We start from the raw sequence: 23,881 nt of genomic DNA, 5'->3' as shown, positions 1-23,881 counted from the left end.
GACTCGTACATTCGCTGGTACAACGAGAAACGGATCAAGATCTCGCTTGGCGCACTCAGTCCGATTGAATACCGGGAGAGCCTCGGGCTGACGACATAAACCCGTCCAAGAATTCCGCCGCACCCCCGAAGCGGACATCTGAAAATGGCTTTGACAGTGGTATCTTTTGAAGTGTTGCGTCATCGAGTGTCTGTCATCAATTCATCAGCAACAGTGACTTAGGATTTGGCATCTTTTACTGTTGCGCGAATCCATGGCTTTTTTGCGGCTCGCGGAGGCGCTTGTGCCTGGCCGCCTACGAGGCATCACACTCGTAGACGACTCCGCCATCCCTCGATACTGGGCCAACGTTTGGCTGCTGGTTTCGATGGGACATCTGGCCGAGTCGACACAAACGGGCGCGCTCCGATACATCGAAGACCTATACCAGCATGCGGACGGCATCCTGGGCGTGAACGGTCTGGACGATGCGCTGGCTGAGATGGACGTGCGGGCGCTGGCTGACGTTCTCGAGTCATGGTTTGTTGCGATCCGGAACCAGCCGAAAGTCACCAGAGCGGACGAGCTACGTTGGAATGCCGGGCTCCGGTTTGTGACCGACGTACTGACCTGGCTGTCCACAAGTAGCATTCCTGACGATCAGCTACGGGACGTGGAGGCACGGTTGCATCGGCTGTCGACCTTGTACGGTCAATTGCATGTGCGGAAAAGCGGTCAGATCGAAATCGTTCGCTCGCTACCGTCTTCCGTCGTGGAAGCCCTCTACGAACTGTTGGATCCAGAGTCGATCCAGAATCCCTTCAAGGGTGATAGGACTCGCTGGCGTGTGTACATCGCCTTCGTGCTGATGCTTCACCAAGGCCTGAGGCGCGGCGAGTTGCTGTTGCTGACGGCCATTGTGTGAAATCGGGGTTCGATAAAAAACGGCAAGCGGTCCGTCATTGGATCGATGTACAGCAAAACGAATACGAGGACGAAGAGGCTGAAGAGTCGATCGACCCGAGGTACTCGAAGCCAGGCATCAAGACCGTTCATTCTGTGCGCCAGATTCCTGTCAGTCCGGTGACGGCGCGACTGGTTCAAAGCTACGTCGAAAACTATCGTGGCCGCCCGAGCCACCCCTTCCTGCTCAATTCGTATATCGATAATCCGTTGGCGACTGAATCGCTGACAAGGGCGTTTCGCAAGGCCTCCCATGCGTTACCCTCCGCTGCGCGTCAGGAATTGATTGACCGCTGCAACAAGTTCTCCGTAACACCGCATGATTTGCGTCACACAAGTGCGGCTTTACGTCTACATCAGATGCTGGAGAGCGGCGATCAGATGGATGAAGCGCTACAGAAAATGCGGACCTTCTTTGGATGGTCCAGGAAATCTGTCATGCCTTCACGCTATGCACGAGCGGTATTCGAAGACAGGCTCGCCGACGTTTGGAACGACAGCTTCGATGACCGTGTAGCGCTGCTACGCGCCATCCCGAAGGGACTGTGACGATGAGTCAGCCATCTGGTCAGCGTCTTGCCCATGCCGATTTCGATGGTGATGGGCTTGTCGCCAACGTTGTCTCCTCGCTTCCCGCACTCCCTCCCGCTATCCGATACTACGACGAGTTCGATGACGTCACCCGTTCCATTCCCTCGCCTGACAATGCGCAAGCGTTCGAACTGTTGATATACGGGCGAACGCATAAGCTGGACTTTGCCCGCTATCCGGCTGCATTCGGCATGCTGGTAAAACAGCTCTTCCTCTATCTGCTTGGTGAAGGACTCCATGTTGTGTCCGCCTTTAAGGCGGCCGGCGGGGCGGCGCACTTCACGGTTGAAGAAGTCGAGAAACTGGTGGGTGCTGGTCCACACAGGATCATTCGCGAATGGACCGTCATGCGAACCCGCGACCTGCCTCAGGATGCAATCGCTTCGCAAAGACGCTGCTGCGCCTATTGTGTGCTCACAGGCTCTGCGGCTGGTCGCCGACATACGAGGAGTTCGTACGCTCTTCCTTGCCGGGACCGGCAGGCAATTCGCATGCAGGGGTGCGCTCAGGGGATGTCTTCCTGTCGGTCGATGAGGAGGCGGCGATCGTGCGGCATCTGGATGAAGTAGTGGCGGCGCTTGGATCGCCGGCAGTCCCGGCCTTGTCAAACGAAAGCCTCCACGACGCAGGCATGGTGCTGTGTGCCTACCAGTTTGCCATGCGACCCATCCAGATTTCGATGATAGATATGCGAAACGTTCGTATCTGGCACGATGCTCCTGATGGGCCACCGACTGTGCACCTGACCTTCCATATGGCCAAGCAACGAAGCGTTTCGAAGAGACGGCCGCTTACGCGCCGGGTCAAGCGCGAGTGGGCGGCTCTATTCGTTGCGATCCATGCATGGCGAAAAGCCGGCGGAGCGGCGGGCGCTTCTCGCTTCTTCGATGTTCAATCGGTCGGGGAGGCGGGAAGTCGCATTGCCGCGCTCGTGAAGAATCTAATTGGCTACGATGATATCGGCACGGCGACTGATCTACGACATACTGCAGCCCAGCGCCTGGTAGATGCCGGTGCGAGTCACGAAGAACTCGCCGAGTTCATGGGACATTCGTACGTTCAGACCGGACTCGTGTACTTCCGGACGTCGGCCTCCCACGCGGAACGGGTCAATCGGGCGCTCGGCGCGTCTGATGTGTACCGGCGGGTGGCGAGAATCGCGCATGACCGGTTCATCTCCCCGGAAGAGCTCACCCAACTCAAGGGTGAGCAGCAGATCGGCGGCGTGCCTCACGGCATTCCGATCGCTGGCATCGGTGGCTGCACGTCGGGACAGCCAGCGTGCCCCTATAACCCGGTGACGTCGTGCTACGGGTGCAGGAAGTTCATGCCCCTGCACGACAAGGCGATGCACGAGAGCGTGCTGGCCTCGATGCGCGAGGTGGTCCTGTTCTTTGAACAGGGTTCCCGTGGCGACACGGTGTCTCCGACCTATCTCCAGTTGCAGCGCACGATTGCTGAAATACAGGCCGTCATTGACGAACTGGAGAGCGAGGACTGATGAACCGACACTACGCAGCGTTCATCGAACTCGGGAAGGCTCTCGCGCGCGAAAAGGGCTTGGACTGGGAGATACCTCTCGACGGGGCCGGCGTCGCGCAAGACGGCATCGGCTGGAACTTGACGGTCGTGGTCGGTGATGTCCCGCCGCCGAGCTTTTACCTGCGAGATCTGGGAACTGATGCGAAAGCACTGGCACTCGTCAACGCAGAGCGCATCGAGCGCGGACTGGCACCGCTGCCTCGACGGCCGCTGTCCACTGCATGGCAGAATCTGGTCAAGGCGGCCGTCGTCGAGCAACTGCTGTTCAGACGCAACACGACTGGTCATGTGACGCAGTCCATCGCGCGCCCGCTGAGGGTCATCGCGACGTGTGTGGATAGGCAACCGTGGGAGCTGACGATCGATGACCTGCACGTTGCCATCCGAATCGGCAGGGCGGTCCAGGCCACCGGAGCGCTAGGGGATCAGGTGGCAGGCATCGTCAAGGTCGTACTTGACGCGCAACATATCTGTAATGCGGGGCCGCTGTACCCGGCGCTTGCTGTGCCTCGGATGAGAGGCAAAAGCGCGATCACGGCGAAACATACATGGTCGCCGGACAAGCTTCGTGACGATATCGAGACCCGCAAGCGGAGTGAACGTCTGCCAGAACGCAGGGCGTTCTGGGAATTGGCGCGCATCGTGATGACAGAGAAGCCGCAGACGTTCATGGACGACCTCCGCTTCGCCGCGGTGCGCGCGTTGATCGTTACCGGCATGCGTGCAGGTGAAGTCGCACTGTTGCCCGTCGACTGGCAGCGGGAGCGAACGTATCTGGATTCGAGGGGGCAGCTGGCCGGTAAATCTGGCGGCATATCGACATCCCTGATGATCCGTCACTTCGCGGAGAAGCAGCAGGATGATGAGGCCGACAGCCGCATCCTTCGAGAAAGCACCCAGCCAGTTCCAGAAATGTTCCGCGCGCTGCTGGCCGAGACATTGGAGCATGTGGCCCGGCTCACTGAACCACTACGTGCGACCTTGAAGCTCCAGTGCGAAACGGGCCGCTTACTGCCATGGTATCCGGTCGACAGTGTTGTGCCCGTCGTCGAAATCTACCCGCGTCTCACGGGTAACCCGTTCTGGTCGAACATCGAACGGGAAACCTTCATAGAGCGCTATCGCGAGAGCTTCAATCCAGTAGTCCTTGATGAACTACACGAATGCCAGCATGAGCGACGGCGCAGTGGAAACCTGAGGCTCGACATGGCCAGTCTACCAGTTCGGGAATCGCCTGAAGACGGCGATGCGTGAAGGTAAGACCAGCCTGCGTTTCCGACACGGCGACGGCTCGCAGGTTAAGCGTACAGAGCGGTTGGAGTGGCATGCGACGCACCTGCATGTCGGAGAACTCGAGGAGCACATCCGGCGCGCGACGCCATCCAAGGTGTCCGACATCATGCCGCTGCCGCTGGCAGTTGGCGCCGTTCAACCGTGGGAGCTTCTCTTCGTCCAACCGAAGCGCTCGCTTGCCGAGGAGCGCAATGATGGACTGTGTGACGTGTCCCGTTACATTGCCGTTAGCCGCCCAGACCCTGAATTTATCTATGACGGCTTGCTGGACGATGGTGCTGTACCGAACTTGTTTGCCAAGTATGCCGAAACGCAAGAGGACCGCGCCCTGAAGATAGAGGCGCACATGTTGCGCCATCTGCAAAACACGGAACTGTTTCGTCTGGGTGTTGCGGACACGATCATCTCGAAGCGCTTCAACAGGCGCAGTGTCGCCCAGAGCTATGAGTACGATCATCGCAGTCTGGCGGAGGATCTCGATCAGATCGAAATTCCGCAGGATATCGAACTACTACTCGGCGAGAAAGCCAGCACGGTGGCGAGGCTCATCAAGGGCGGCAAGGCCTCAGGGCCGATCATTGATGCGTTCCGGCGCATCCAGGCCATGGAAGGCGACCTGGCCGCGTACGAATACCTACGTGCTGAAGCCGACGGATTCCATGCCACACCCTATGGACACTGCCTGAACTCGTTTACGGTCGATCCGTGCCCCAGGCATCTGGAGTGTTTCAATGATTGCCGCCATCTCTCGGCGACCGACCTCCCGGAGCACCGGCAGAACCTCGTCCGTCTCGAAGGCAAGCTTAAGCTGGCGCTGGAAACGATCAAGGGCCGCCCCTCAACGAGCGTCGGCTGGAAAAACCAGCTTAAACATGCCGAAAGGCGGCTGGCTGGTGTACAGAAGCTGCTCGCGACGCCACCTGGCAAACACCCCTTCCCGGACGGTATCGACCTCTCCGTACCGCCGCAACGTGGAGTACTTGATGACTGAACCCGGTGAATCGGCATCGGCCGGCGACGGGCAGATGCGCGAAATTCTTGAGACGCTGCTGGCTAACGACGAAGACATTACGGCGCGCGCTGTTGCCCGGTTGCACCCAACCATCAAGGCGGCATCGTCGATTACCCGCAGCGAGTCTCGCAGCCGCCTGCTTGCCGAGTATCAGCAGCGGCAGTCAGCGTACCGGCGCTGGCGAGGCCGGATCGCGAAACGTTCCGGCGCTGACACGGCCGCGTCGCTGGCCGACAAGGACATCAGGATTGCAGAACTCGAATCCACCGTGCAGTTGCTTACCGCCTCCCATCTCGCCATGCTGCGTGCCGTCGGCGAACTCGGTGGCTTCAGCAAATGGGCGAAATTCTATGAACACCATCGGGAGGCGCGTGACAAGCTTGCCGAACTCGGTGCGATACCGGCCGCGGCTGTATCGGCAATGCCGTCGACTGAATCAAAACGCCGCGAAGACACAAAGCGACGGTAACCATCCCTGCGGTGTGATAGTGTCTGCTCGATACCCCAGCTACGAAATGGCTGAGGTTCCGCGGCGGAAGCCGCCTCTCTCCCGAAAGGAGCGTTTGATGTCTTATTGCCACTTCTTCCAGACCCTGCACGATGAAACCCATCCGATCGGCAAGCTCGGACGGGGAACTCACTACTCCGTGCTTCGGGCGCCTGTGTGGCACGACGAGTTGCTGAACCGGCTTGAGCGGTGCGCGTTTCTCGACTTCGCGGTCATCTGGGATGAAGATCACGACGATCGCGTGATCGACGCCATCATGATGCTTTACGTCGGCGGACTCCTCTCCCCGATACGGTATATCGGTGAGAGGAAAGGCACGCTAACGGTTCTCCTGACGCCTGACGTCGTGCGTGATTGGGATCCGGAAAAGCTGCAGCAGTATCGCGACGATGTTAGCGACATGTGCCAATGCCTGGAAGACCCGTGGACCGCACACGTGGCCAACGTTGGTGAGGATGGACATTCGATCATCCAGGCTCCGCCCGAGAAAGTTGCCTTGTACCTGAAAAACATCGACGTGCTGTGGCAACTCGGCGTGGGACCCAGATCGCAAACCAGCTAGATCGTGCGCAACACGACGGCCGTCGTGGATCGCTCCTGGTCAGTATCGTGTTGCGTCGTCGGGTAATACTCGACGCAACAAACGTCCCGGTTGGGGATGCGCAACGGGGAACTCCCTAAAAAGGCCCGTATCCTGTGGATAACTCGGCCGCCTTCCCCGTTGAAATATAACAAAACCTGAAAAGCCAAACCGACGCAACACTACGCCATAGGTACCAAGATTCGAATTTTTATTATCGGATATCTGAATTTACGTTCAATATTCCATATCATTCCACGGTGCCTTGCGTCCGCGTCACACGGCGGGCTCAGCCGGCACCGATGGGGCAATCTTCCTTTGTGCCGTACATCGCCCGGTCCGCCGTTTCTACCTGATCGGCCGCGCGGTGACCGGGCCGCAGCACAGCCACGCCGAGACTTGCCTTACATAGGATTCGTTGCAATGCGCGTTGAAGGACGCCTCCAGCGCGGACGTGACGCAGGTGGCAATCGGCGTTGGCTTCGCGCGCACAATTCTCGCCGACGATATCCGGGTACGCGAACGCGTTGGCGCTCAGTGACGTGACGGTCGTTCACCGAAGCGCGGTACATCCGATTTCGGCTCGCTCTCCGGTTGATCAGGCTGGCGCTGCGCTGCAGCCTCCCGATCGAAGCGCCTGCTATCCATCGTCGTTCGCCACTCCTTGGCTAGCGCTCGGCGTAGTTTGGACTTGAACATTGAGTTTCCCCTTGTGACTAGCCTGGACGAGCTCAAGGTTCCGCGGGAAAGCACCCGGTGCGCAATACCTTCGACGCAGTGCGTCTGCGTTCGCGCAACTTGCGCAAATCGTGCGCCACACGACGGACTTCGTAGATCGCTGTTTGAGCGTACGTCCTCGGTACATCGCGGCAGGCGATGAGCGATTTTCGACGCCACGAATACAGCCCAGCGTTCGATTTTCGCGGTGATCTGCGACATAGCCAAAGTGCGCAGCGGCATTCCGCTGAGAGGCGCAACGCTATTGCGGCCTCGACCAGGTCTGTCGAGTAAAGCGCGTTGCGCATGGTGCCCGAAATCGGCGCTAGCCTATCCTGCAATACCGTTCTTTCCGTGCGCTTACTATCGCTTAGCGTAAACGTTTTGCGTGGAGCTTTCTGCAGTTGCGTAAATGCCTGTTCAGGCCCTGCACTATGCTGCTTGAATGACTGACGAGGCCCCTCTGTCAAGATGTCTACTCTCGGGCGTCATTGAAATGCGTATGCCTGTGCATAAAGGTTGCGTAACCTGTGCGCAAAGATTTCAGCTCAGGGATCAAAGCCCCGCGTGAAGCGTGCACACTGTTGTGTGGACATGTCGCGCAAGTGAACGTGCGCAGGACTTGCGCGATGGCGTGCGTAGGGAATTGGGCGGGCGAGTCGCACGCGATGGGACTGACCAGCGCCATTGGTGTTCGATCTGCTGCATTGCCGCGCGTCCTGATCTTCCCGTATCGATGCACGTACGTTGTGTATACGCGATCGACCTTCGCGTGTGATCCGGGGCGATGGAACCCGAAGAGCATGTGTGGCCCGAGCAAACCGGATGCCTTACGGAGGGGCGTCGCGTGTGCACGACAGTGCAAAAAAAGTGGGTTATTCTCAATAGTTCCCATTGCTTCCCATGTGTTCCCAATGTGTCTTGGCGTGAAAAAAGGTGGGGTTGACGCGTGCGTCTGGAGTGCACAGGATGGCGAGAGTGTTGAACGTAACGGCGTGTGTGAAGGTGTGCGCAGGAGGGCGTCAATGCCTGTCGCGAAGGTCTATACGAAGTCGCAATGGGAAGCGTTTGCCAGTGCACTTGATGCGCTTCCTGAAAGGCCCGAGACCGAACGCGCGGTCTCTGTGCGCGATGCAATGAAGGACATGCGCGCGCGCGTGCGCGCGGCGCAGGCGAAGGGCTATACCCTGGAGCAGATCGCGGAGCAGGCTAAGCCGCACGGTATCGACATCACGGCAAGCACCCTCCGTTACGCGTTGCGCGTGGCCGCGAAGGGAAGCGGTTCCGTTAATGGCACGCACGCGCCATCGGGCGCACGCGCGGCTGGACAGATGGGCTCACCAACGGCGCGAGTGCCAGAAACTCAGCCCCGCACGATTCAGGTCCGCAAGCAAGGGGGAAAGAATGTAACCAGACAACCCATGCCGGTGCAAGGCAAGCTTGGATTTGCAATCCGGCCCGACACCGACGATCTGTAGGGAGTGGCAATGGACACGACACTCAATCCCATCTATCTCGTCGGCGGTGGCAAGGGCGGTGTCGGCAAGAGCGTGGTCGCGCTTGCGCTCGTGGATCATCTGGAACGCCGGGGGGTGAATACCGTGCTGGTGGAAAACGATACCTCGAACCCGGACGTGATGCGTGCGGTACACGAGGAGATCGATTGCGCTTCATTCGATCTCGACAAGGCCGGTGGGTGGATCGATTTCGTGAACTACTGTGACGGGCATCGGGATGCCGTCGTGGTGGTCAGCACGGCTGCACGCAATCAGGATGGCGTCGCGCGATACGGGGCGACACTCAGCAGTACGCTCGGTGAACTCGGACGGCGGCTCGTCGTGTTCTGGGTCATTAACCGGCAGCGTGACAGTCTCGAACTGTTGCGGCAGTTCAGCGAGACGTTCCCGGATGCAACGGTGCATGTCGTGCGCAACGGCTACTACGGCACGCCTGAACGCTTCGTGCTGTATCAGGATTCGAAGCTGCGCAAAAGCGTCGAGGTGAAAGGCCGGTCACTGGATTTTCCGGAACTGGCCGACCGGGTCGCCGATGACCTGCGCAGCCAGCGGCTGTCGGTACGCAAGGCGGTCGAGACGCTGCCCATCGGGCAGCGCGCGGAGCTGCTGCGCTGGCGTGCATGCTACGACGCGATGTTCGCGCAGGTGACGGGCGATGCGTGAGCGGCGTTCGCCGTGCACCGGTCCGGCTGATCCGCTCGCGCGGCTTTTTCTCGAAGTGAGCGGCCAGCTGCCGGACGATGCGAGTCTGTTGCGCATGCGCCGTGTGTCGACGGCGCTGAACCTGCGTGACAACGATGCCCTGTGGTCGGTGCTGGCGGTACTCGAATACTACACGCGACTTTACGAAGCGATGCCAGAGCGCATCCGGGCGGAGGGCGCAGTCGGCGTCGATGCGGCGCGGGCAGAAGCGCACGCGGCGACGCAAGCGCTCATGATGCAGCATCGCGACGCGCTCGCGCGTTGCAAGGAAACGATCACACTGGCGGAGAAGATGACTGCCGAGCACGAGGCGCGCTACCGGGCGGCGTTAGCGGCGTTGAACGACGAGGCACTGGCGGCGCTCACACAACGAGCGGCGAGCCGCATCGCGCGTGCTGCCGGAAGGCGGCTCGTGGGGGCGATGTTGGTCACGGCACGTGAGCAGCGGCAGCGGCTCGATGCAGCGCTCACATCATTCGAACAGTCCACCATGCGGCGGCTCGTGCGGGCGTGCTACGGACTGGTGGCGTGCGGGCTGGCCATGATGCTGCTGGCGGCGGGCGCTGGCGGCGTGGCCGGCTGGTGGGCTGGTGCCCATTGGGGAGCGGCAGACGGATCGCTGTCGGGGCGGACGAGCCATACCTCGCTCGCGTCGTCCTCGACCACGGCGCAGTAGATCGCGAAGCCCACCTGCGGCTCAGGCGGGCCACCCCGCTGTGTCGTGGAGATCAAGCCGATTGGCATGATGGGTTTCAACGGTGTCCACGCCAGGTATGTTCGCGGCAATTTCGGCAACCTGCTGGCTTGCGACAGGGGGCAACGTCGAAGTGTTCATGAGGCCCTTCCGGCCGGGTGGCGATAACACCAGTCACGCGCGGTTTCACGGGAGCATCAGGCGTTTCCCTCCGGACTCGCTGCGCCCCGGCTGGAAGGCTTGCGCCAGAAGCGGGCAGACGGCGTGCCGTCTGCCCGCGCCGATCAAACCGCGTTGGCATCGCCTTCGATGCACACAGCAGCGGGGTGCGAGCCGCTGCTGCATACCGGTCGAAGGCGATCATCGGGTTGCTGCAGTATTGGTCGAGGAGGTTCTCGGGATCGGGGGAAATGCGCAGACCGGCGGGACTTAGTCGGGCCCGTGAAGTCTGTGCGGCCCGTTATGGGGCAATGGTTGCACGATGTATGACCGCAGGCGGCGAGCGGGCCGGATTGCTCGGTGCGGCGCAGGACGCCGCCCGGAGGTGGCTACGCTTTCATCTGGCGCATGGCATCGGCGAGCATCCACAGCGCGCGGTTGAGTTTCACGTTCTGGTCGATACCGGTGATGGGCCGGGTGGACATGGAGCGACCACAGCGCGAGCGCCCGTGCAGACCGCCTCTGGTCAGGTTTTCCTGAACGCGGTTAAAGACCGTCCAGAGGTCGTCACGACGATCCTCGAAGCGGCGCGGGGCGAGCAACTGGTTTTCCGTCACCGGTGCGGGGGCTTCGGCGTCGGTCAGGTCGTAGCGCAGCGCGAGTGCGGAGCGCGCAAACGCGTGCTGTTCTTCGCGGTTCAGTTCAACGGCGCGCATGCCGTCCTTCTGCTCGCGGATCAGCTCGAAGCCGTCGAGCACGTCGAACGCGCCCTCGATGACGTTGCGCACAATGTTGCCCTTGTGGGGGATCCGGATATCGCGCACGCTGTCGCCCGCCACCATGCCGTTTTGGCAGACAAAGCGCAGCACGCCCGCGAGCATCTGATAGCTGCTCGTGCCATCGTGTGAGTTGAGCAGCACGATTTCGTTGGCTTCGTCGCCGATGATCTGGTCAGCGTGGCGAAGGCGGAGCATGTGCTTCGTGTGCAGGCGTTTGCCCTCGTCGCGCACATTTGTCTGGCACACCATGAAGGGCTGGAAGCCTTCGTCACGCAGGCCGCGCAGCACGTCGATGGTCGGAATGTAGGTATAGCGTCCGGAGCGGCTTTCGTGCTTGCCGGTGGCGAAGATCGAAGGTGCAACGCGTCCGATCTGGTCGTCCGAGAGGGGTGAGTCGGAACGGAGTATCGGGGAGCCGTAGCGGAAGGAGGAAGCGAGTTGCATGACACTCTCCACAGCAAAAAGGTTGGGGGCTGTTGCGCTGACCGGGCTCCAAGATTCCGCCCGCCTCGTAGGGGTTGGGCTCGTCCCGGTGGAACCCGGTGCTGGCTGTGCTGCCGCCAGTCTCCTGAGTTCGCGCCCGTGCGACTGAAGGAGCCGGTGGCGGCCAGACGTCAAGGAAAAAGGCGAGGGAGGGGGGCGGGCAACACGGTCCCTCGCCCCTTGATGTCTGGCCGCCACCGGCTACGGTCGCGGGTGTCGGGCGGGAACGCAGGAGAGAGCGGTGGATGCAAAGCGCCGGGTTTGACCGGGATGAGCCGCCGCGCGGCGAGCGCGATTGTGGAGGCCGTGTGCGGCCTCCACCTGACTGGGGTGTCCCAGGGGCGAGGTTTGTGCGTCAGGGATTGATGCCCGCAGGGGTGAGACGCGTGATGCGGCTCGACGCGAAGCGCGAAAGCCCAGTCCGCAGCGTCAGCGGAGGGGACGCGCTGTCGCATGGCCTTTCATAGGGTTGGGCCGTTCTCTGTGGAGCCCCACCCGGTCAGGCGTGCAGCCGATGGAGCCGCCACCGTCGACCGTTGAACCTAATTTTTGTATTGGGCCGAACAGGGGCACGCAATCCGGGCCGGGGTATGTCAATTCCGGCGGATCTCACAATCGTCACCAAGGTTGGTGCAGTGCGCGACGACAAGGGCGCCCGGCTGCCTGCGCGCACACCCGCCGACATCGAGCGCGCGGTGCGCGACAATCTGCACAATCTCGGCCTGGGTGCGATCGACGTCGTGAACCTGCGCATCATGGGCGACGTCCGTAAGCCGGCCGAGGGCCCGGTCGAGCCGCAGAGGGAGATGCTCGCCAGTCTGCGCGCATTTATTCCACGCTTTCCTGTCCGGTTGAATGGAACGGGGCAAAATCGTTGCATTCGCATCTATCGCCACCGAAATCCAGGGGTTCCAATAGAGAAGAACATCAATCGAGTCGAACAGGGGCATCGGTATTGCTCAACTACTTACGTTAAATAGTCTCACTTCAGGCATATCCTATTTCTCGAGATGGAATTACGTGGCAATAGCGAAGTGCGGTTGATTGAAGGGAGGTGTTCACGCGTTCCCTTCCCTTCGTCCACGACCCGCCCTTTCGCGGCAGCGGCTAGCGCGTGGCCTTGCGCCCCGGCGCCGACGCCCGCGTGCGCGCGTGGCCGGCCATTCCCGGCGCGCAAGCGCGCGGCGCCCTGTACCATTCACCGCACGCCGCCCGGCACTGGCCACGCGGCGCGCGCGCAAACAAGGACCGGTCGATGCAACGAATAACACGAACAACTGGCGGGTGGTGGACGTTGGCGCTTGCCCTGGTGCTGGGCTTATGCATGGCGTGGGCATGGCGCGCCTACGCCGCGCGCGCGGTGAGCGTATCGCCGCAGGGCACCGTGGCGCAGGTGCGTCAGGTGGTGATGAAGTTCGACGAGGCCATGGTGGCGTTCGGCGCGCCCGATGCGAAGGATCCCGCGCGCCTGCAATGCAGCAACGCGGCGGCCAGCGCGGGCCAGGGTCGGTGGATCGACGGGAAAACGTGGGCATACGATTTCGCGGCCGATCTGCCGCCCGACGTGCAATGCAGCGTCACGCTAATCGACGCGCTCAAATCGCAGGCGGGCAACGTCGTGACGGGCATGCGCCGCTTCACGTTCTCCACGGGCGGCCCCTTCCCGCTGAGCGTGCGTCCCTATGGCGGAGAAATAGAGGAAAACCAGGCATTCGTGCTGAAGCTCAATGGCCCCGTCACGCCGGCTTCCGTGCGCGAACACGTGTGGTGCGAGTCGGGCGGACTCGGCAACCGCATTCCGGTGCAGCCTGTCGATGCGTCCACGCGCGCGGCGCTGCTCAAGCATTTCCGGCTCGAAAAGGACAGCGCGAGCGTGCTTACGCTCACCTGCCAGCAAACGCTGCCCTCCAGCGCGAAGATGCAGCTCGTGTACGGCAAGGGCGTGCTCGGACCGAACGGCACGCCCAACGACGTCGAGCGCCGCTTCGATTTCACGGTGCGCGAGCCGTTCACCGCGAGCATGAGTTGCGAGCGCGAGAATGCGAAGGCGCCATGCACGCCGCTGCGGCCTCTGCGCATCGACCTGAGCGCGCCGATTGCGCGCGCCGACGCGCAGAAGTTCCGTCTGCAAGGGCCGAAGGGGGAAGTCGCGCCGGCTTTCCGCCCCGATGACAAGAACAACGAGGTCGGCTCGATCTCGTTCTCCGCGCCTTTGCCCGAGCGCGCGACGCTTACGATCACCGCACCCGCCGGGCTCAAGGACGTAAGCGGCCGTGCGCTCGCGAACGCCGATCTTTTCCCGCTGCATACGGCGACCGCGCCAATGCCGCCGCTCGCGAAATTCCCGTCCTCGACCTTCGGCATCATCGAGCGCTACGCGGAGCCCGGCACGCCGCCGCTCGTGCCGGTCACGCTGCGCAACGTAGAAGCCGACCTGCACGTGCAGGGGCTCAACGCGGGCGAGGCGAAGTTCGCGAAGCTCGCGGTGCAGTCCGATACCGACATGCGTCGCTGGATGCGCCTCGTCGACCAGTTCGACAATTTCGGCATGAGCGAGACGTCGATCGACAAGCAGATGCCGGGGCTGCTCGCGCGCGCGAAGTCGCCCGTGGTGATTCCGCGCACGACGGGCGAGGGTGACGACGACGCGAAGGCGCGCATCATCGACGTGCGCTCGCTCTCACTGCTCGATGGCCAGCCAGGCGTAGAGACGCTCACGCTGCCCAAAGCCGATCCCAAGGCGTTGCGGCCGTTCGAAGTGGTGGGCATTCCCGTGCCGAAGCCGGGCTTCTACGTGATCGAACTCGCTTCGCCTTCGCTCGGCGCCTCCTTGCTCGGCAAGCCGGCGCCCATGTACGTGCGCACGACCGTGCTCGTCACCAATCTGGGCGTGCACTTCAAGCAAGGCCGCGAGAATAGCGTGGTGTGGGTCACATCGCTCGACAAGGGCGAACCGGTAGCCGGCGCCGAGGTACACGTATCGGATTGCAACGGCGAGATGCTCGCCACGGGAAAGACGGATTCCCATGGACTCCTGACGATAGACGGACCGCTCTCGAATCGTCGCGACTGCGGCGAAAACAGCTTTAGCGGACTGTTCGTTTCGGCGCGCATCGACGACCCGAAAACAGGCCCCGACATGGCCTTCGTGCAATCGGACTGGAATCGCGGCATCGAGTCGTGGCGCTTCAACGTGCCGACCGACACGAGCGTGCAGCCCACGGTGCGCGCGCATACCGTGTTTGACCGCACGCTGCTGCGCGCGGGAGAGACGGTGTCGATGAAACACTTCATCCGCGCGCAGACGATGCATGGTTTCGCGCTCCCGCGGCAGTACCCCACACGCGTGACGATACGTCATGCCGGCAGCGGGCAGACATGGCATCTGCCACTGAAGTGGGCCGCCGACCATACGGCGGACTCGACCTTCGTGTTGCCGCCCGAAGCGAAGCTCGGCGAATATGACGTCTCGCTCGACGACGGGGACGCGAACGCGAGCACGGCAGGCGACGGCAACGACGAAGCCGACAACAGCGCGGACGCCATGCATATGAGCTACGACAGCGGCAGCTTCCGCGTGGAAGCCTTCCGCTTGCCGGTGCTCAAGGGCACGATCGCCGTGCAGAACGAGAAGACGTCGCCGCTCGTCGCCGCAACGCAGGCGAGCGTGGCGGTGCAGATCGATTATGTGTCGGGCGGCGCGGCTTCGAATCTGCCTGTGCAGGTTTCGGCGCTCGTGAAGGACACCACGCCGTCGTTCGCCAGCACGTACAGCGATTTCAGTTTCGCACCGTATGTGAGCCGGAGCCCGGCCGATAACACGTCAGAAGACGAGGACAACGGCCCGCGCGAGGACAACGAGGTCGCGAAGCTCGTGGCCGACAAGGAGCCGCTCACGCTCGACCGCAACGGTGCGGGCACGCTCGTGCTGAAGAACCTGCCGTCCGTGGACGCGCCCAAGCGCCTCGCGCTCGAAGCGACCTTCGCGGACCCGAACGGCGAAGTGCAGACCATCAGCGGCGCGGCCACGCTCTGGCCCGCTGCCGTGGCGGCGGGCATCAAGTCGGGGCATTGGGTCTCCGTGGGCAGGACCGTGCCGGTCACCGCACTCGCGCTCGATCTACAGGGCAAGCCGCACGCGGGCGTGAAGCTCGAAGTGCGCGGCGAGGCGAAGATCACGACGACTTCGCGCAAGCGCATGGTGGGCGGTTTCTACGCCTACGACAACCACACGGAAACACGCGATCTCGGCACGCTGTGCAGCGGCACGAGCGACGATCACGGCTTGCTCACGTGCGACGCTAAGCTCAAGGAAGCGGGCAATATCCAGCTCGTAGCGACGGCGCGCGACGACGACGGCCATGCCTCGACGGCCACGACCTCGGTATGGGTCACGCGCGAGGACGAGCTCTGGTTCGGCAGCGAGAACACGGACCGCATCGACGTGTTGCCCGAAAAGACGAGCTACGAGCCCGGCGAGACCGCGCGCTTCCAGGTGCGCATGCCATTCCGCTTTGCGACGGCGCTCGTGGCCGTGGAACGCGAGGGCATCATCGAAACGCACGTGGTGCAACTCGACGGGCGCGATCCGACCGTCGAACTGAAGGTGAGCGAGACGTGGGGGCCCAACGTCTACGTTTCGGTGCTCGCGCTGCGCGGGCGTATTCACGAAGTGCCGTGGTATTCGTTCTTCACCTGGGGGTGGAAAGCGCCGCTCGAATGGGCGCGTGCGTTCTGGTACGAAGGGCGCCAGTACGAGGCGCCCACGCCGCTCGTCGATCTTTCGAAGCCGGCTTTCCGCTACGGGCTCGCGCAAATCCGCGTGGGCGACGCGGCGCACCGCCTCGCGGTGAGCGTGACGCCCGACGCGAAACGCTACGCGGTACGCGCGACGTCCCACGTCCAGTTGCGCGTGCAGCTTCCGGGCGGCCAGCCGGTGCCGGCGGGCACGCAGATCGCCGTGGCAGCCGTGGACGAAGCGCTGCTCGAACTCATGCCCAACCGCAGCTGGGATCTGCTCGACGCCATGCTGCAGCAGCGCGCCTACGGCGTGGAGACGGCGACGGCGCAAATGGAGATCGTCGGACGGCGGCACTTCGGGCGCAAGGCGGTGCCGGCGGGCGGCGGCGGCGGGCATGGCGCGACGCGCGAACTCTTCGACACGCTGCTCTACTGGAACCCGCGCGTTACGCTCGATGCGAAGGGCGAGGCGCAAGTGAGTGTGCCGCTGAACGACTCGATCACGCGTTTTCGCATCGTCGCGATTGCGGCGAGCGGGGTGGCGCGTTTCGGCACGGGCAGCGCGACCATCGAGAGCACGCAGGACCTGCAGCTGATCTCGGGCCTGCCGCCACAGGTGCGCGAGGGCGACACCTTCCGCGCGCAGTTCACGCTGCGCAATACGACCGCGCGCGCGATGAAAGTGCTGGTCACGCCGAACGTACCGCCGCTCGCGCTGGCCGCGCAGACCGTGGAGCTCGCGCCCAATTCGTCGCGTGAGATTGCGTGGACGGTTGCGGTTCCCGACGATCTCGCCGAGGCGGAGCGGCCCGCGCTCGTGTGGAACGTGAGTGCGGCGGAGCAGGGCGGCGCGCATGCGGCGGATGCGGTGAAGCTCGCCCAGCAGGTGAGCGCGGCGATACCCGTGACGGTGCAGCAGGCCACGCTCGCGCAGGTGGACGGTACGCTGTCGATTCCGGTTGCGCCGCCGGCTAACGCGAGCATGACGCGTGCAGGCGCGGTGCGTGGCGGCATTGCGGTGTCGCTGCAGCCGAAGCTCGCGGACGGCCTGCCCGGCGTGCGCCGCTGGTTCACGCGCTATCCGTATTCCTGCCTCGAGCAGCAGACGTCGATAGCGATCGGCTTGCGCGACCCCGCGCGCTGGCAGGCGGAGCTTGCGCGCCTGCCGGTGTATCTGGACCGTGACGGCCTCGCGAACTACTTCCCGCCCGCCGACGACAGCGCGAGCCGCGGCAGCACCGCGCTCACCGCATATCTGCTCACGATAAGCGACGAGGCGTCGAAGCTCGACCCGCGCTTCGCGCTTCCCGACGCCTTGCGCAGCAAGATGGTGGAGGGCCTCACGCGCTTCGTGGAAGGCCGCATCGAGCGCAATTCGTGGGCGCCGCGCCGCGATCTGGATCTGCGCAAGCTCGCCGCCATCGATGCGCTGTCGCGCTACGGCGCGGCGAACGCGCGCCAGTTCGGCTCGATCGAGATTGCGCCGAACCAGTGGCCCACGTCGGCGGTGATCGACTATGCGGAAAGTCTCGCGCGCATGCGCGACGTGCCGGACCGCGCGGAGAAACTGGCGCAGCTCGAGCAGATCCTGCGCGCGCGGCTCACGTGGCAAGGCACGCAGCTGACCTTCTCCACGGCCGCCGAAGACGATTTGTGGTGGCTGATGACGGGCACGGAGGTCAACGCGGCGCGCCTCTCGCTGGCCTTTGTCGGCAACCCCGCGTGGAAGGAGGAAATGCCGCGGCTCGTGGCGGGCCTGCTCGCGCTGCAACGCAACGGCGCATGGAGCACGACGACGGCGAATGCCTATGGCTCGCTCGCGGTCGAGCGCTTCTCGCGCGTGTTCGAGCACGACCCGGTGACGGGCGCGACGAAGATCCAGCTCGGCGATACGTCGCGCATCGTCGACTGGAACGCGGCGGCTCAATCGGCGGCTCAATCGGCGGCGCAAGCGGCATCGGGCGCCAGCGGGGCCACGGCGGCGACGCGCAACGCGCCCGCACGCAGCACGCTGCTAGCATGGCCAAAGCATAACGCGGCGGTGCCCCTCACGTTGACGCAGGAAGGAAGCGGCAAGCCATGGGCCACGGTGGAAAGCCTCGCGGCGGTCGCGTTGCGTGCGCCGTTCGCGGCAGGCTATCGCATCACGAAGACCATCACGCCGGTGGACGCCACGGTGAAGGGCGTGTACACGCGCGGCGACGTCGTACGCGTGCGCCTCGACATCGACGCACAAACCGACATGACGTGGGTCGTCGTGAACGACCCTATCCCCGCGGGCGCGACGATCCTCGGCTCCGGGCTCGGGCGCGATTCGGCCGTGGCGACGCAGGGCGAGAAGCAGGACGAGAACGGTCCGTGGCCCGCGTTCATCGAGCGCGGCTTCGACGGTTATCGTGCGTACTACGAGTTTCTGCCCAAGGGCAAGGTGTCGGTGGAGTACACGGTGCGGCTGAACAACGTCGGCACCTTCGGGTTGCCGCCCACGCGCGTGGAGGCGCTCTACGCGCCGGCCACGTTCGGCGTCGCGCCAAATGCGCCGGTGGTCGTGAAGGCGGCGCCGTGAGCGGGCCATTCGCGCTACGGCATCGCGCGGCGTGCGCACTCGGCGCCGCCGCGCTGTGCTTCGTGCTCGTGCCGCTGCCCGCGCTTGCACTGCCGACTTTCGATGATGTGCGCGGCCAGTGGAAAAGCTCCGACTGGGTTCTGCTGGCGCGCGACGGCACGCCGTTGCAGCGCACGCGGGTGGAACACGCCGCGAGGCGCGGCGACTGGGTCGCGCTCGCCGACGTGTCGCCGGCGCTGCGCGAGGCGATTGTCGTTTCGGAGGACAAACGATTCTATGAGCACAGCGGCGTGGACTGGCGCGGCGCGACTGCCGCCGCCTGGGCGAACCTGTGGAGTACCCGCACGCGTGGGGCATCTACGGTCACGATGCAGCTCACGGGACTGCTCGACGACGACCCGAAGCACTCGGGCCAGCGCTCGCTCGCGCAAAAGGCCGTGCAAGCCGTGGACGCGCTGCGGCTCGAACGCACCTGGCGCAAGGACCAGATTCTCGAGGCGTATTTGAACCTCGTGCCGTTTCGCGGCGAGACCGTGGGGCTTGCCGCGCTTTCGCAAACGCTGTTCGGCAAGGCGCCGTCGGGGCTCGACGAACGCGAATCGGCCGTCGCCGCCGCGCTGATCCGCGCGCCCAATGCGCCTTATACGAGGGTCGCCACGCGAGCGTGCCGCATCTTGCGCGACATGCGCGCAGCGAACGTCGAGAGCGGTTGCCCGAATCTCGATGCTTTCGTGCAGATCGCCTTCGCGCGCCCGGCCATCGCCACCGACGATCCCTCGTTCGACGGGCGCGGCGAAAACTCGCCCCAGCTTGCGCCACACTTCGCGCGCCAGATCGCGAACGCCGTGCATCCCGCGCCCGGCATGCACGTGCGCTCGACGCTCGACGCGAACCTGCAACGCTACGCGCGCGACACGCTTACGCGCACCCTCATCGAACTCAATGCGCGCGCGCACCCGCGCAACGTGCAGGACGGCGCGGTCGTCGTGCTCGATAACGCAACCGGCGACGTGCTCGCGTGGGTCGGGTCGTCAGGCGGCCTGTCGAAGGCACGGGAGGTCGACGCGGCGCTCGCGCTGCGCCAGGCGGGCTCGACGCTCAAGCCTTTTCTCTACGCCGAGGCCATCGACGAGCGCCGCGTGACGACCGCCTCGCTGCTCGACGACGCCCCGCTCGATCTCGCCGCGGGCGGCGGCCTCTACATGCCGCAGAACTACGACAAGGGCTTCAAGGGCTGGGTGAGCGTGCGCACCGCGCTCGGCTCGTCGCTGAACGTGCCGGCCGTGCGTACGCTCGTGATGGTGACGCCGCATCGATTCGCGAAGACGCTCACGGCGCTCGGCTTGCCGCTCACGCAGGCGGGCGACTACTACGGCTTCAGTCTCGCGCTGGGCAGCGCCGACGTGAGCCTCGTCACCCTCACGAACGCGTATCGCGCGCTGGCCAATGGCGGCGTCGTGAGCCCGATCGCCGATTTGCCCGCGTCTGCGCAGGCCGCATCGAATAGCGCGTCGAAGCGAGTATTCAGCCGCGAGTCGGCGTTCATCGTCACGGATGTCCTCGCTGACAACAATGCGCGCACGCGTACCTTCGATTTCGACAGTCCGCTGGATACGCGCATGTTTTCCGCGGTCAAGACGGGCACGAGCAAGGACATGCGCGACAACTGGACCGTGGGCTTCACGTCGCGCTATACGGTGGGCGTGTGGGTCGGCAACGCGGATGGCTCGCCCATGTGGGACGTGTCGGGCGTCACGGGCGCGGCGCCGGTGTGGGCCGCCATCGTCGGCTATCTGCATCGGCGCGTGCCGAGTGTCGCGCCTGCCGCGCCGCGGGGTGTCGAGCGCGTGCGCGTGCAGTTCGCCAATGCCGTGGAGCCATCCCGCAACGAGTGGTTCATCGCGGGGACGTCCACGCCGCTCGTGGGCCTCGCATCGAGTGCCGCCGATCTCGCGCGTGGGCCCGCGCAAATCGGCAGCCCCGTGGACGGCACCATTTTCGCGCTCGATCCCGACATTCCCGCGCAGCGTCAGCGCGTCTGGTTCGAGCGTGCGACGGGCTCGACCGCGCGCGTGAACTGGCGCCTCGACGGCAAGGCGTTGGGTGGCGCCGCGCGCCTCGCGTGGCTGCCCTGGCCGGGCAAACACACGCTCGAACTCGTCGATGCGAGCGGACAGGTGACCGATACCGTGCGCTTCGAGGTACGCGGCGCGCTTGCGAAGCCGCAGAAGTCGATGCGCCCCGACGCCGCGCAAGGCGGCGTGGCGCGCTGAGGGAGAGGCGAGCTTAGTTCGCGGGCGCAGTCGCGGCGGTTGCCGCCGGTGCTGCTGAAGCCGGTTGCGTGCCTTGCGCCCCCTGCTGCTGCAGCGTTTGCTGATTGCCCTCCCAGCCGCCGCCGAGCGCGAGGAACAACCGCACCTGGTCGAGCGCGACTTCGCCTTCGGCCGCGGCGACCTGTGCGTGCACACTGGTGAGCGTGCGCGTGGCGTCGAGGTCGGAGAGGAAGGGTTCGCGGCCCGCCGCATAGAGACGATGCGTTTCGTCCGCCGACTGCTGCGCCGACGTATAGGCCGTGCGCAGTGCATCGGCGCGCTGGTCGTCGGCGGCGTAGGTCGCGAGGCTCGACTGCGTTTCGCGCAGCGCGTTGAGCACCACGCCGTCGAAGTGCGCGAGCGCGCCGCCCGTGCCAGCCTCCGCGGCGCGCACGCGGTCGCGCTGGCCGTTGACCGGGAAGGTCCAGCTGATCAGGGGTCCGAATGACCAGGCATTGGTCGCAGGGGTGAACAGATCGCTCGTCAGGCCGACTGTGCCCACGCCCGCGCCGAACGTGACGTCGGGGTACATCTCGGCGATCGCCACACCGATGCGCGCCGTCGATGCCGCTAGCTGGCGTTCCGCCTCGCGCACGTCGGGGCGGCGCTTGAGGAGCGCGGCGCCGTCGCCGACGGGAATCGGCTGCTTGAGCCTCGGCAGGCGTTTGCACGCGAGCGCGGCGGGCGGCAGGTCCTTGGGGGCGCGCGCGAGCAGCATGGCGAGCTGATACTGTGCCACGCGGCGGCGTCCCTCGAAGCGCGGGATATCGGCGGCGATCGTATTGGCCTGGGTCTGCCCGCGCGTCACGTCGGGCTGGTTGCCGCGGCCCGCGTCGCGCAGGCGCTTGGTGAGCGCCACGCGCTCGTTCTGCAGCTTGAGCGATTCCTGCGCGATCTCCAGTTCCTCGGCGGCCGAGCACGATTCCACGTAAGCCTGCGCCACGTTGGCGACCACGGTGATGCGCGCGAGGTCGGCCGCGGCTTCCACGGCTGCGTCGTCGGCGCGCGCGGCTTCCACGCCGCGCCGGAGCTTGCCGAACAGGTCGAATTCATACGAGATGTTGACGCCGAGGTCGCCCAGCGTCGCGACAGGCACCTTTTCGAACAGGAGGTACTGCTCGCCCGACACCTGCGCGCGCTCGGCGGTGGCGTGCGCGGTGCCCGAGAAGCCGCCCTGTGCATTGGCGATGTCGACCGCCGCACGCGAGCGCGCGAGATTCGCCGCCGCCACGCGCAGGTCGGTGTTCGACTTCAGCGCTTCCTGCACGAGTTCGTTGAGCGTGGGGTCGTCGTAAAGCTGCCACCAGTTGGCGGGCACGCCCAGTTGCGAGACGGGCGCATGGTCCGCGCCGTCGATCGGCCCTTGCGCGAGCGGCGCATTGACCACGGCTTCCTGCGGCACGTGATAGTTGGGACCGAGCGTGATGCACGCGCCCAGCGCGAGCGTGAGCGGCGCGAGCGCGAGGTTGGACCAGACGTTGGGCGACAAGCGGCGGCGCCAGAGACTACGGCGTGTCATTGCGAAGCTCCGGCAGCCTGGGAAGCGGCGGGGGCGCTCGCATCCATGGCGGGCTGCGAAGCGAGGGCGCCGCTTGCGTTGTTCGCGTGGGCGGCCTGGCGGTCGTTGTTCGCTTCCGTGCGCACGGCCACGGTTGCCGTTCGGCCCGCGATCATGCGGAAATCGGCGGGCACTTCGTCGAGCGCCACGCGCACCGGAATACGCTGCGCGAGACGCACCCAGCTGAACGCCGGATTCACGTTGGGCAGCAGGTTCGGCGCCGCCTGGCGGTCGCGGTCCTCGATCGCCGCGACGATGCTCTGCACATGACCACGCAGCGGGCGCGTCTCGCCCATCACCGTGATCTCCACGGGTTGGCCGATCTGAATGCCGTGCAGGCGCGTTTCCTCGAAATAGCCATCCACGCGGAACGAATGCATGTCCACGACGGCGACCACCGCGCGGCCTGCCGTGACGTATTCGCCAGCCCGCGGCGCGCGGTCGTTCAAATAGCCGTCCACGGGGCTCACGATCGTCGTGCGCTGAAGATTGAGCCTGGCGGTGTCGACCTGGACCTGGGCGTCGGCGGCCGCGGCTTCGCCCTGATCGACGCGCGTGCGGCTTTCCTCGAGCGTTTCCGCCGCCACGAGATTGCCGAGCCCGATATTGCGCGCGTATTCGCGCTTCGCCTGGGCGAGCGTGGCCTTGCGCTGCTCGAGCGCGGCCTGCGCGAGGCGCAGCGCGAGCGAGTAGCGCGCCTGGTCGATCACGAACAGCACCTGGCCTTGCTTGACCTGCTGGTTGTCGACGACGTCGACGCGGGTGATGAGTCCGCCCACGTCGGGCGCGACCTGGATCACATCGGCGCGCACGCGGCCGTCGCGCGTCCACGGCGAGAACATGTAGTAGTTGACGATGCGCCACAGCACGAGGGCGGCGACCACGACGACGATGAGCGTCAGCAGGATCTGTCCTGCGGAGAACCAGGTTTTTTTCACGTTCACGTTAATTCACGAAGCGATGCGACACGATGATGACGGCAGCCAGCACGAAGACATAGATGCCGAGATCGAAAATGGAACGATGCCACACGAGGCGGTAAAAGCCGACGCGCGTGAGCACCTTGCCGATCACGACATTGACGAGGTACGCGATCAGCATCAGCACGAGCACGGCGGGCACGAACACGCCAAAGATATCGATTTCGCCGATCATGATGCGAGTTTCGAAAAAGGATGAGAGGGAC

Annotated in this window: 17 protein-coding genes and 1 pseudogene; 14 read left to right on the top strand and 4 right to left on the bottom strand. The window is 64.3% G+C overall.

What is annotated here, in order from left to right; genetic code table 11:
• From AB4Y43_RS30495 to AB4Y43_RS30445, 11 genes are all read left to right on the top strand, one after another.
• On the top strand, window positions 1–99 hold a 99-nt coding region (locus AB4Y43_RS30495), incomplete at its 5' end, for an IS3 family transposase (protein ID WP_226200766.1).
• A gap of 268 nt (window positions 100–367) precedes the next feature.
• Entirely contained in the window at window positions 368–904 is a 537-nt protein-coding gene (locus AB4Y43_RS30490; RefSeq protein ID WP_368729499.1) for a hypothetical protein, read from the top strand.
• Window positions 901–1,491: a hypothetical protein gene (locus AB4Y43_RS30485; protein ID WP_368729498.1), complete on the top strand. Its 591-nt coding sequence runs from the start codon at window positions 901–903 to the stop codon at window positions 1,489–1,491. The genes AB4Y43_RS30490 and AB4Y43_RS30485 overlap by 4 nt, the downstream gene beginning before the upstream one ends.
• 379 nt (window positions 1,492–1,870) lie before the next feature.
• Window positions 1,871–3,034, top strand: a complete 1,164-nt coding sequence (locus tag AB4Y43_RS30480) for a site-specific integrase (protein ID WP_368729497.1) — start codon at window positions 1,871–1,873, stop codon at window positions 3,032–3,034.
• Window positions 3,034–4,329: a hypothetical protein gene (locus tag AB4Y43_RS30475; RefSeq protein ID WP_368729496.1), complete on the top strand. Its 1,296-nt coding sequence runs from the start codon at window positions 3,034–3,036 to the stop codon at window positions 4,327–4,329. The genes AB4Y43_RS30480 and AB4Y43_RS30475 overlap by 1 nt, the downstream gene beginning before the upstream one ends.
• On the top strand, window positions 4,322–5,359 hold the full coding sequence (locus tag AB4Y43_RS30470) for a hypothetical protein (RefSeq protein ID WP_368729495.1): 1,038 nt from the start codon (window positions 4,322–4,324) through the stop codon (window positions 5,357–5,359). The genes AB4Y43_RS30475 and AB4Y43_RS30470 overlap by 8 nt, the downstream gene beginning before the upstream one ends.
• On the top strand, window positions 5,352–5,849 hold the full coding sequence (locus AB4Y43_RS30465; protein WP_368729494.1) for a hypothetical protein: 498 nt from the start codon (window positions 5,352–5,354) through the stop codon (window positions 5,847–5,849). The genes AB4Y43_RS30470 and AB4Y43_RS30465 overlap by 8 nt, the downstream gene beginning before the upstream one ends.
• A gap of 97 nt (window positions 5,850–5,946) precedes the next feature.
• Window positions 5,947–6,450 (top strand): hypothetical protein, encoded by a 504-nt coding sequence (locus AB4Y43_RS30460; RefSeq protein WP_368729493.1) that lies wholly within the window; start codon window positions 5,947–5,949, stop codon window positions 6,448–6,450.
• A 1,760-nt stretch (window positions 6,451–8,210) separates the two neighbouring features.
• Window positions 8,211–8,663, top strand: coding sequence for a hypothetical protein (locus AB4Y43_RS30455; RefSeq protein WP_368729492.1), 453 nt, complete (start codon window positions 8,211–8,213; stop codon window positions 8,661–8,663).
• Between the two features lie 9 nt (window positions 8,664–8,672).
• The gene (locus AB4Y43_RS30450; protein ID WP_368729491.1) at window positions 8,673–9,365 is read left to right on the top strand and encodes a P-loop NTPase; all 693 of its coding nucleotides are present in this window, start codon (window positions 8,673–8,675) and stop codon (window positions 9,363–9,365) included.
• Window positions 9,358–10,080, top strand: a complete 723-nt coding sequence (locus AB4Y43_RS30445; protein WP_368729490.1) for a hypothetical protein — start codon at window positions 9,358–9,360, stop codon at window positions 10,078–10,080. The genes AB4Y43_RS30450 and AB4Y43_RS30445 overlap by 8 nt, the downstream gene beginning before the upstream one ends.
• Window positions 10,081–10,646: 566 nt before the next feature.
• Here the strand turns inward: AB4Y43_RS30445 and AB4Y43_RS30440 are convergent.
• Window positions 10,647–11,480 (bottom strand): DUF932 domain-containing protein, encoded by an 834-nt coding sequence (locus AB4Y43_RS30440; protein ID WP_368729489.1) that lies wholly within the window; start codon window positions 11,478–11,480, stop codon window positions 10,647–10,649.
• Between the two features lie 638 nt (window positions 11,481–12,118).
• On the opposite strand from AB4Y43_RS30440, the pseudogene AB4Y43_RS30435 reads away from it, so the two are divergent.
• The 3 genes and pseudogenes from AB4Y43_RS30435 to pbpC form a co-directional block, all read left to right on the top strand.
• Window positions 12,119–12,343 (top strand): annotated as a pseudogene (locus tag AB4Y43_RS30435) (oxidoreductase); the annotation flags it as partial.
• A 431-nt stretch (window positions 12,344–12,774) separates the two neighbouring features.
• Complete coding sequence (locus AB4Y43_RS30430) at window positions 12,775–18,825, top strand: alpha-2-macroglobulin (protein ID WP_368729488.1); 6,051 nt, start codon at window positions 12,775–12,777, stop codon at window positions 18,823–18,825.
• 53 nt (window positions 18,826–18,878) lie between these two features.
• The gene (gene pbpC, locus AB4Y43_RS30425; RefSeq protein ID WP_368729504.1) at window positions 18,879–21,098 is read left to right on the top strand and encodes a penicillin-binding protein 1C; all 2,220 of its coding nucleotides are present in this window, start codon (window positions 18,879–18,881) and stop codon (window positions 21,096–21,098) included.
• A 13-nt stretch (window positions 21,099–21,111) separates the two neighbouring features.
• Here pbpC and AB4Y43_RS30420 read toward each other — a convergent pair whose 3' ends face one another.
• From AB4Y43_RS30420 to AB4Y43_RS30410, 3 genes are read right to left on the bottom strand one after another with little or no spacing between them, the layout of a single operon-like run.
• Window positions 21,112–22,656, bottom strand: coding sequence for an efflux transporter outer membrane subunit (locus AB4Y43_RS30420; protein WP_368729487.1), 1,545 nt, complete (start codon window positions 22,654–22,656; stop codon window positions 21,112–21,114).
• Entirely contained in the window at window positions 22,653–23,633 is a 981-nt protein-coding gene (locus AB4Y43_RS30415; protein ID WP_368729503.1) for an efflux RND transporter periplasmic adaptor subunit, read from the bottom strand. Before AB4Y43_RS30415 ends, AB4Y43_RS30420 begins: the two co-directional genes overlap by 4 nt.
• 7 nt (window positions 23,634–23,640) lie before the next feature.
• Window positions 23,641–23,850, bottom strand: a complete 210-nt coding sequence (locus tag AB4Y43_RS30410; protein WP_342947141.1) for a DUF1656 domain-containing protein — start codon at window positions 23,848–23,850, stop codon at window positions 23,641–23,643.
• Between the last annotated feature and the right edge of the window lie 31 nt (window positions 23,851–23,881).

Source organism: Paraburkholderia sp. BR10872 (assembly GCF_040965835.1).
In the GTDB taxonomy this organism is placed as follows: Bacteria; Pseudomonadota; Gammaproteobacteria; order Burkholderiales; family Burkholderiaceae; genus Paraburkholderia; species Paraburkholderia nodosa_A.
This window is presented reverse-complemented; position numbering and strand designations above follow the sequence as displayed.

Bases quoted from the DNA above. Each gene is read 5' to 3' on its own strand.
- AB4Y43_RS30475 (WP_368729496.1), top strand. From the start codon at position 3,034: ATGAACCGACACTACGCAGCGTTCATCGAACTCGGGAAGGCTCTCGCG.
- AB4Y43_RS30460 (WP_368729493.1), top strand. From the start codon at position 5,947: ATGTCTTATTGCCACTTCTTCCAGACCCTGCACGATGAAACCCATCCG.
- AB4Y43_RS30470 (WP_368729495.1), top strand. From the start codon at position 4,322: ATGCGTGAAGGTAAGACCAGCCTGCGTTTCCGACACGGCGACGGCTCG.
- AB4Y43_RS30465 (WP_368729494.1), top strand. From the start codon at position 5,352: ATGACTGAACCCGGTGAATCGGCATCGGCCGGCGACGGGCAGATGCGC.
- AB4Y43_RS30420 (WP_368729487.1), bottom strand. From the start codon at position 22,656: ATGACACGCCGTAGTCTCTGGCGCCGCCGCTTGTCGCCCAACGTCTGG.
- AB4Y43_RS30430 (WP_368729488.1), top strand. From the start codon at position 12,775: ATGCAACGAATAACACGAACAACTGGCGGGTGGTGGACGTTGGCGCTT.
- AB4Y43_RS30410 (WP_342947141.1), bottom strand. From the start codon at position 23,850: ATGATCGGCGAAATCGATATCTTTGGCGTGTTCGTGCCCGCCGTGCTC.
- AB4Y43_RS30450 (WP_368729491.1), top strand. From the start codon at position 8,673: ATGGACACGACACTCAATCCCATCTATCTCGTCGGCGGTGGCAAGGGC.
- AB4Y43_RS30440 (WP_368729489.1), bottom strand. From the start codon at position 11,480: ATGCAACTCGCTTCCTCCTTCCGCTACGGCTCCCCGATACTCCGTTCC.
- AB4Y43_RS30455 (WP_368729492.1), top strand. From the start codon at position 8,211: ATGCCTGTCGCGAAGGTCTATACGAAGTCGCAATGGGAAGCGTTTGCC.
- AB4Y43_RS30490 (WP_368729499.1), top strand. From the start codon at position 368: ATGGGACATCTGGCCGAGTCGACACAAACGGGCGCGCTCCGATACATC.
- AB4Y43_RS30480 (WP_368729497.1), top strand. From the start codon at position 1,871: ATGGACCGTCATGCGAACCCGCGACCTGCCTCAGGATGCAATCGCTTC.
- AB4Y43_RS30445 (WP_368729490.1), top strand. From the start codon at position 9,358: ATGCGTGAGCGGCGTTCGCCGTGCACCGGTCCGGCTGATCCGCTCGCG.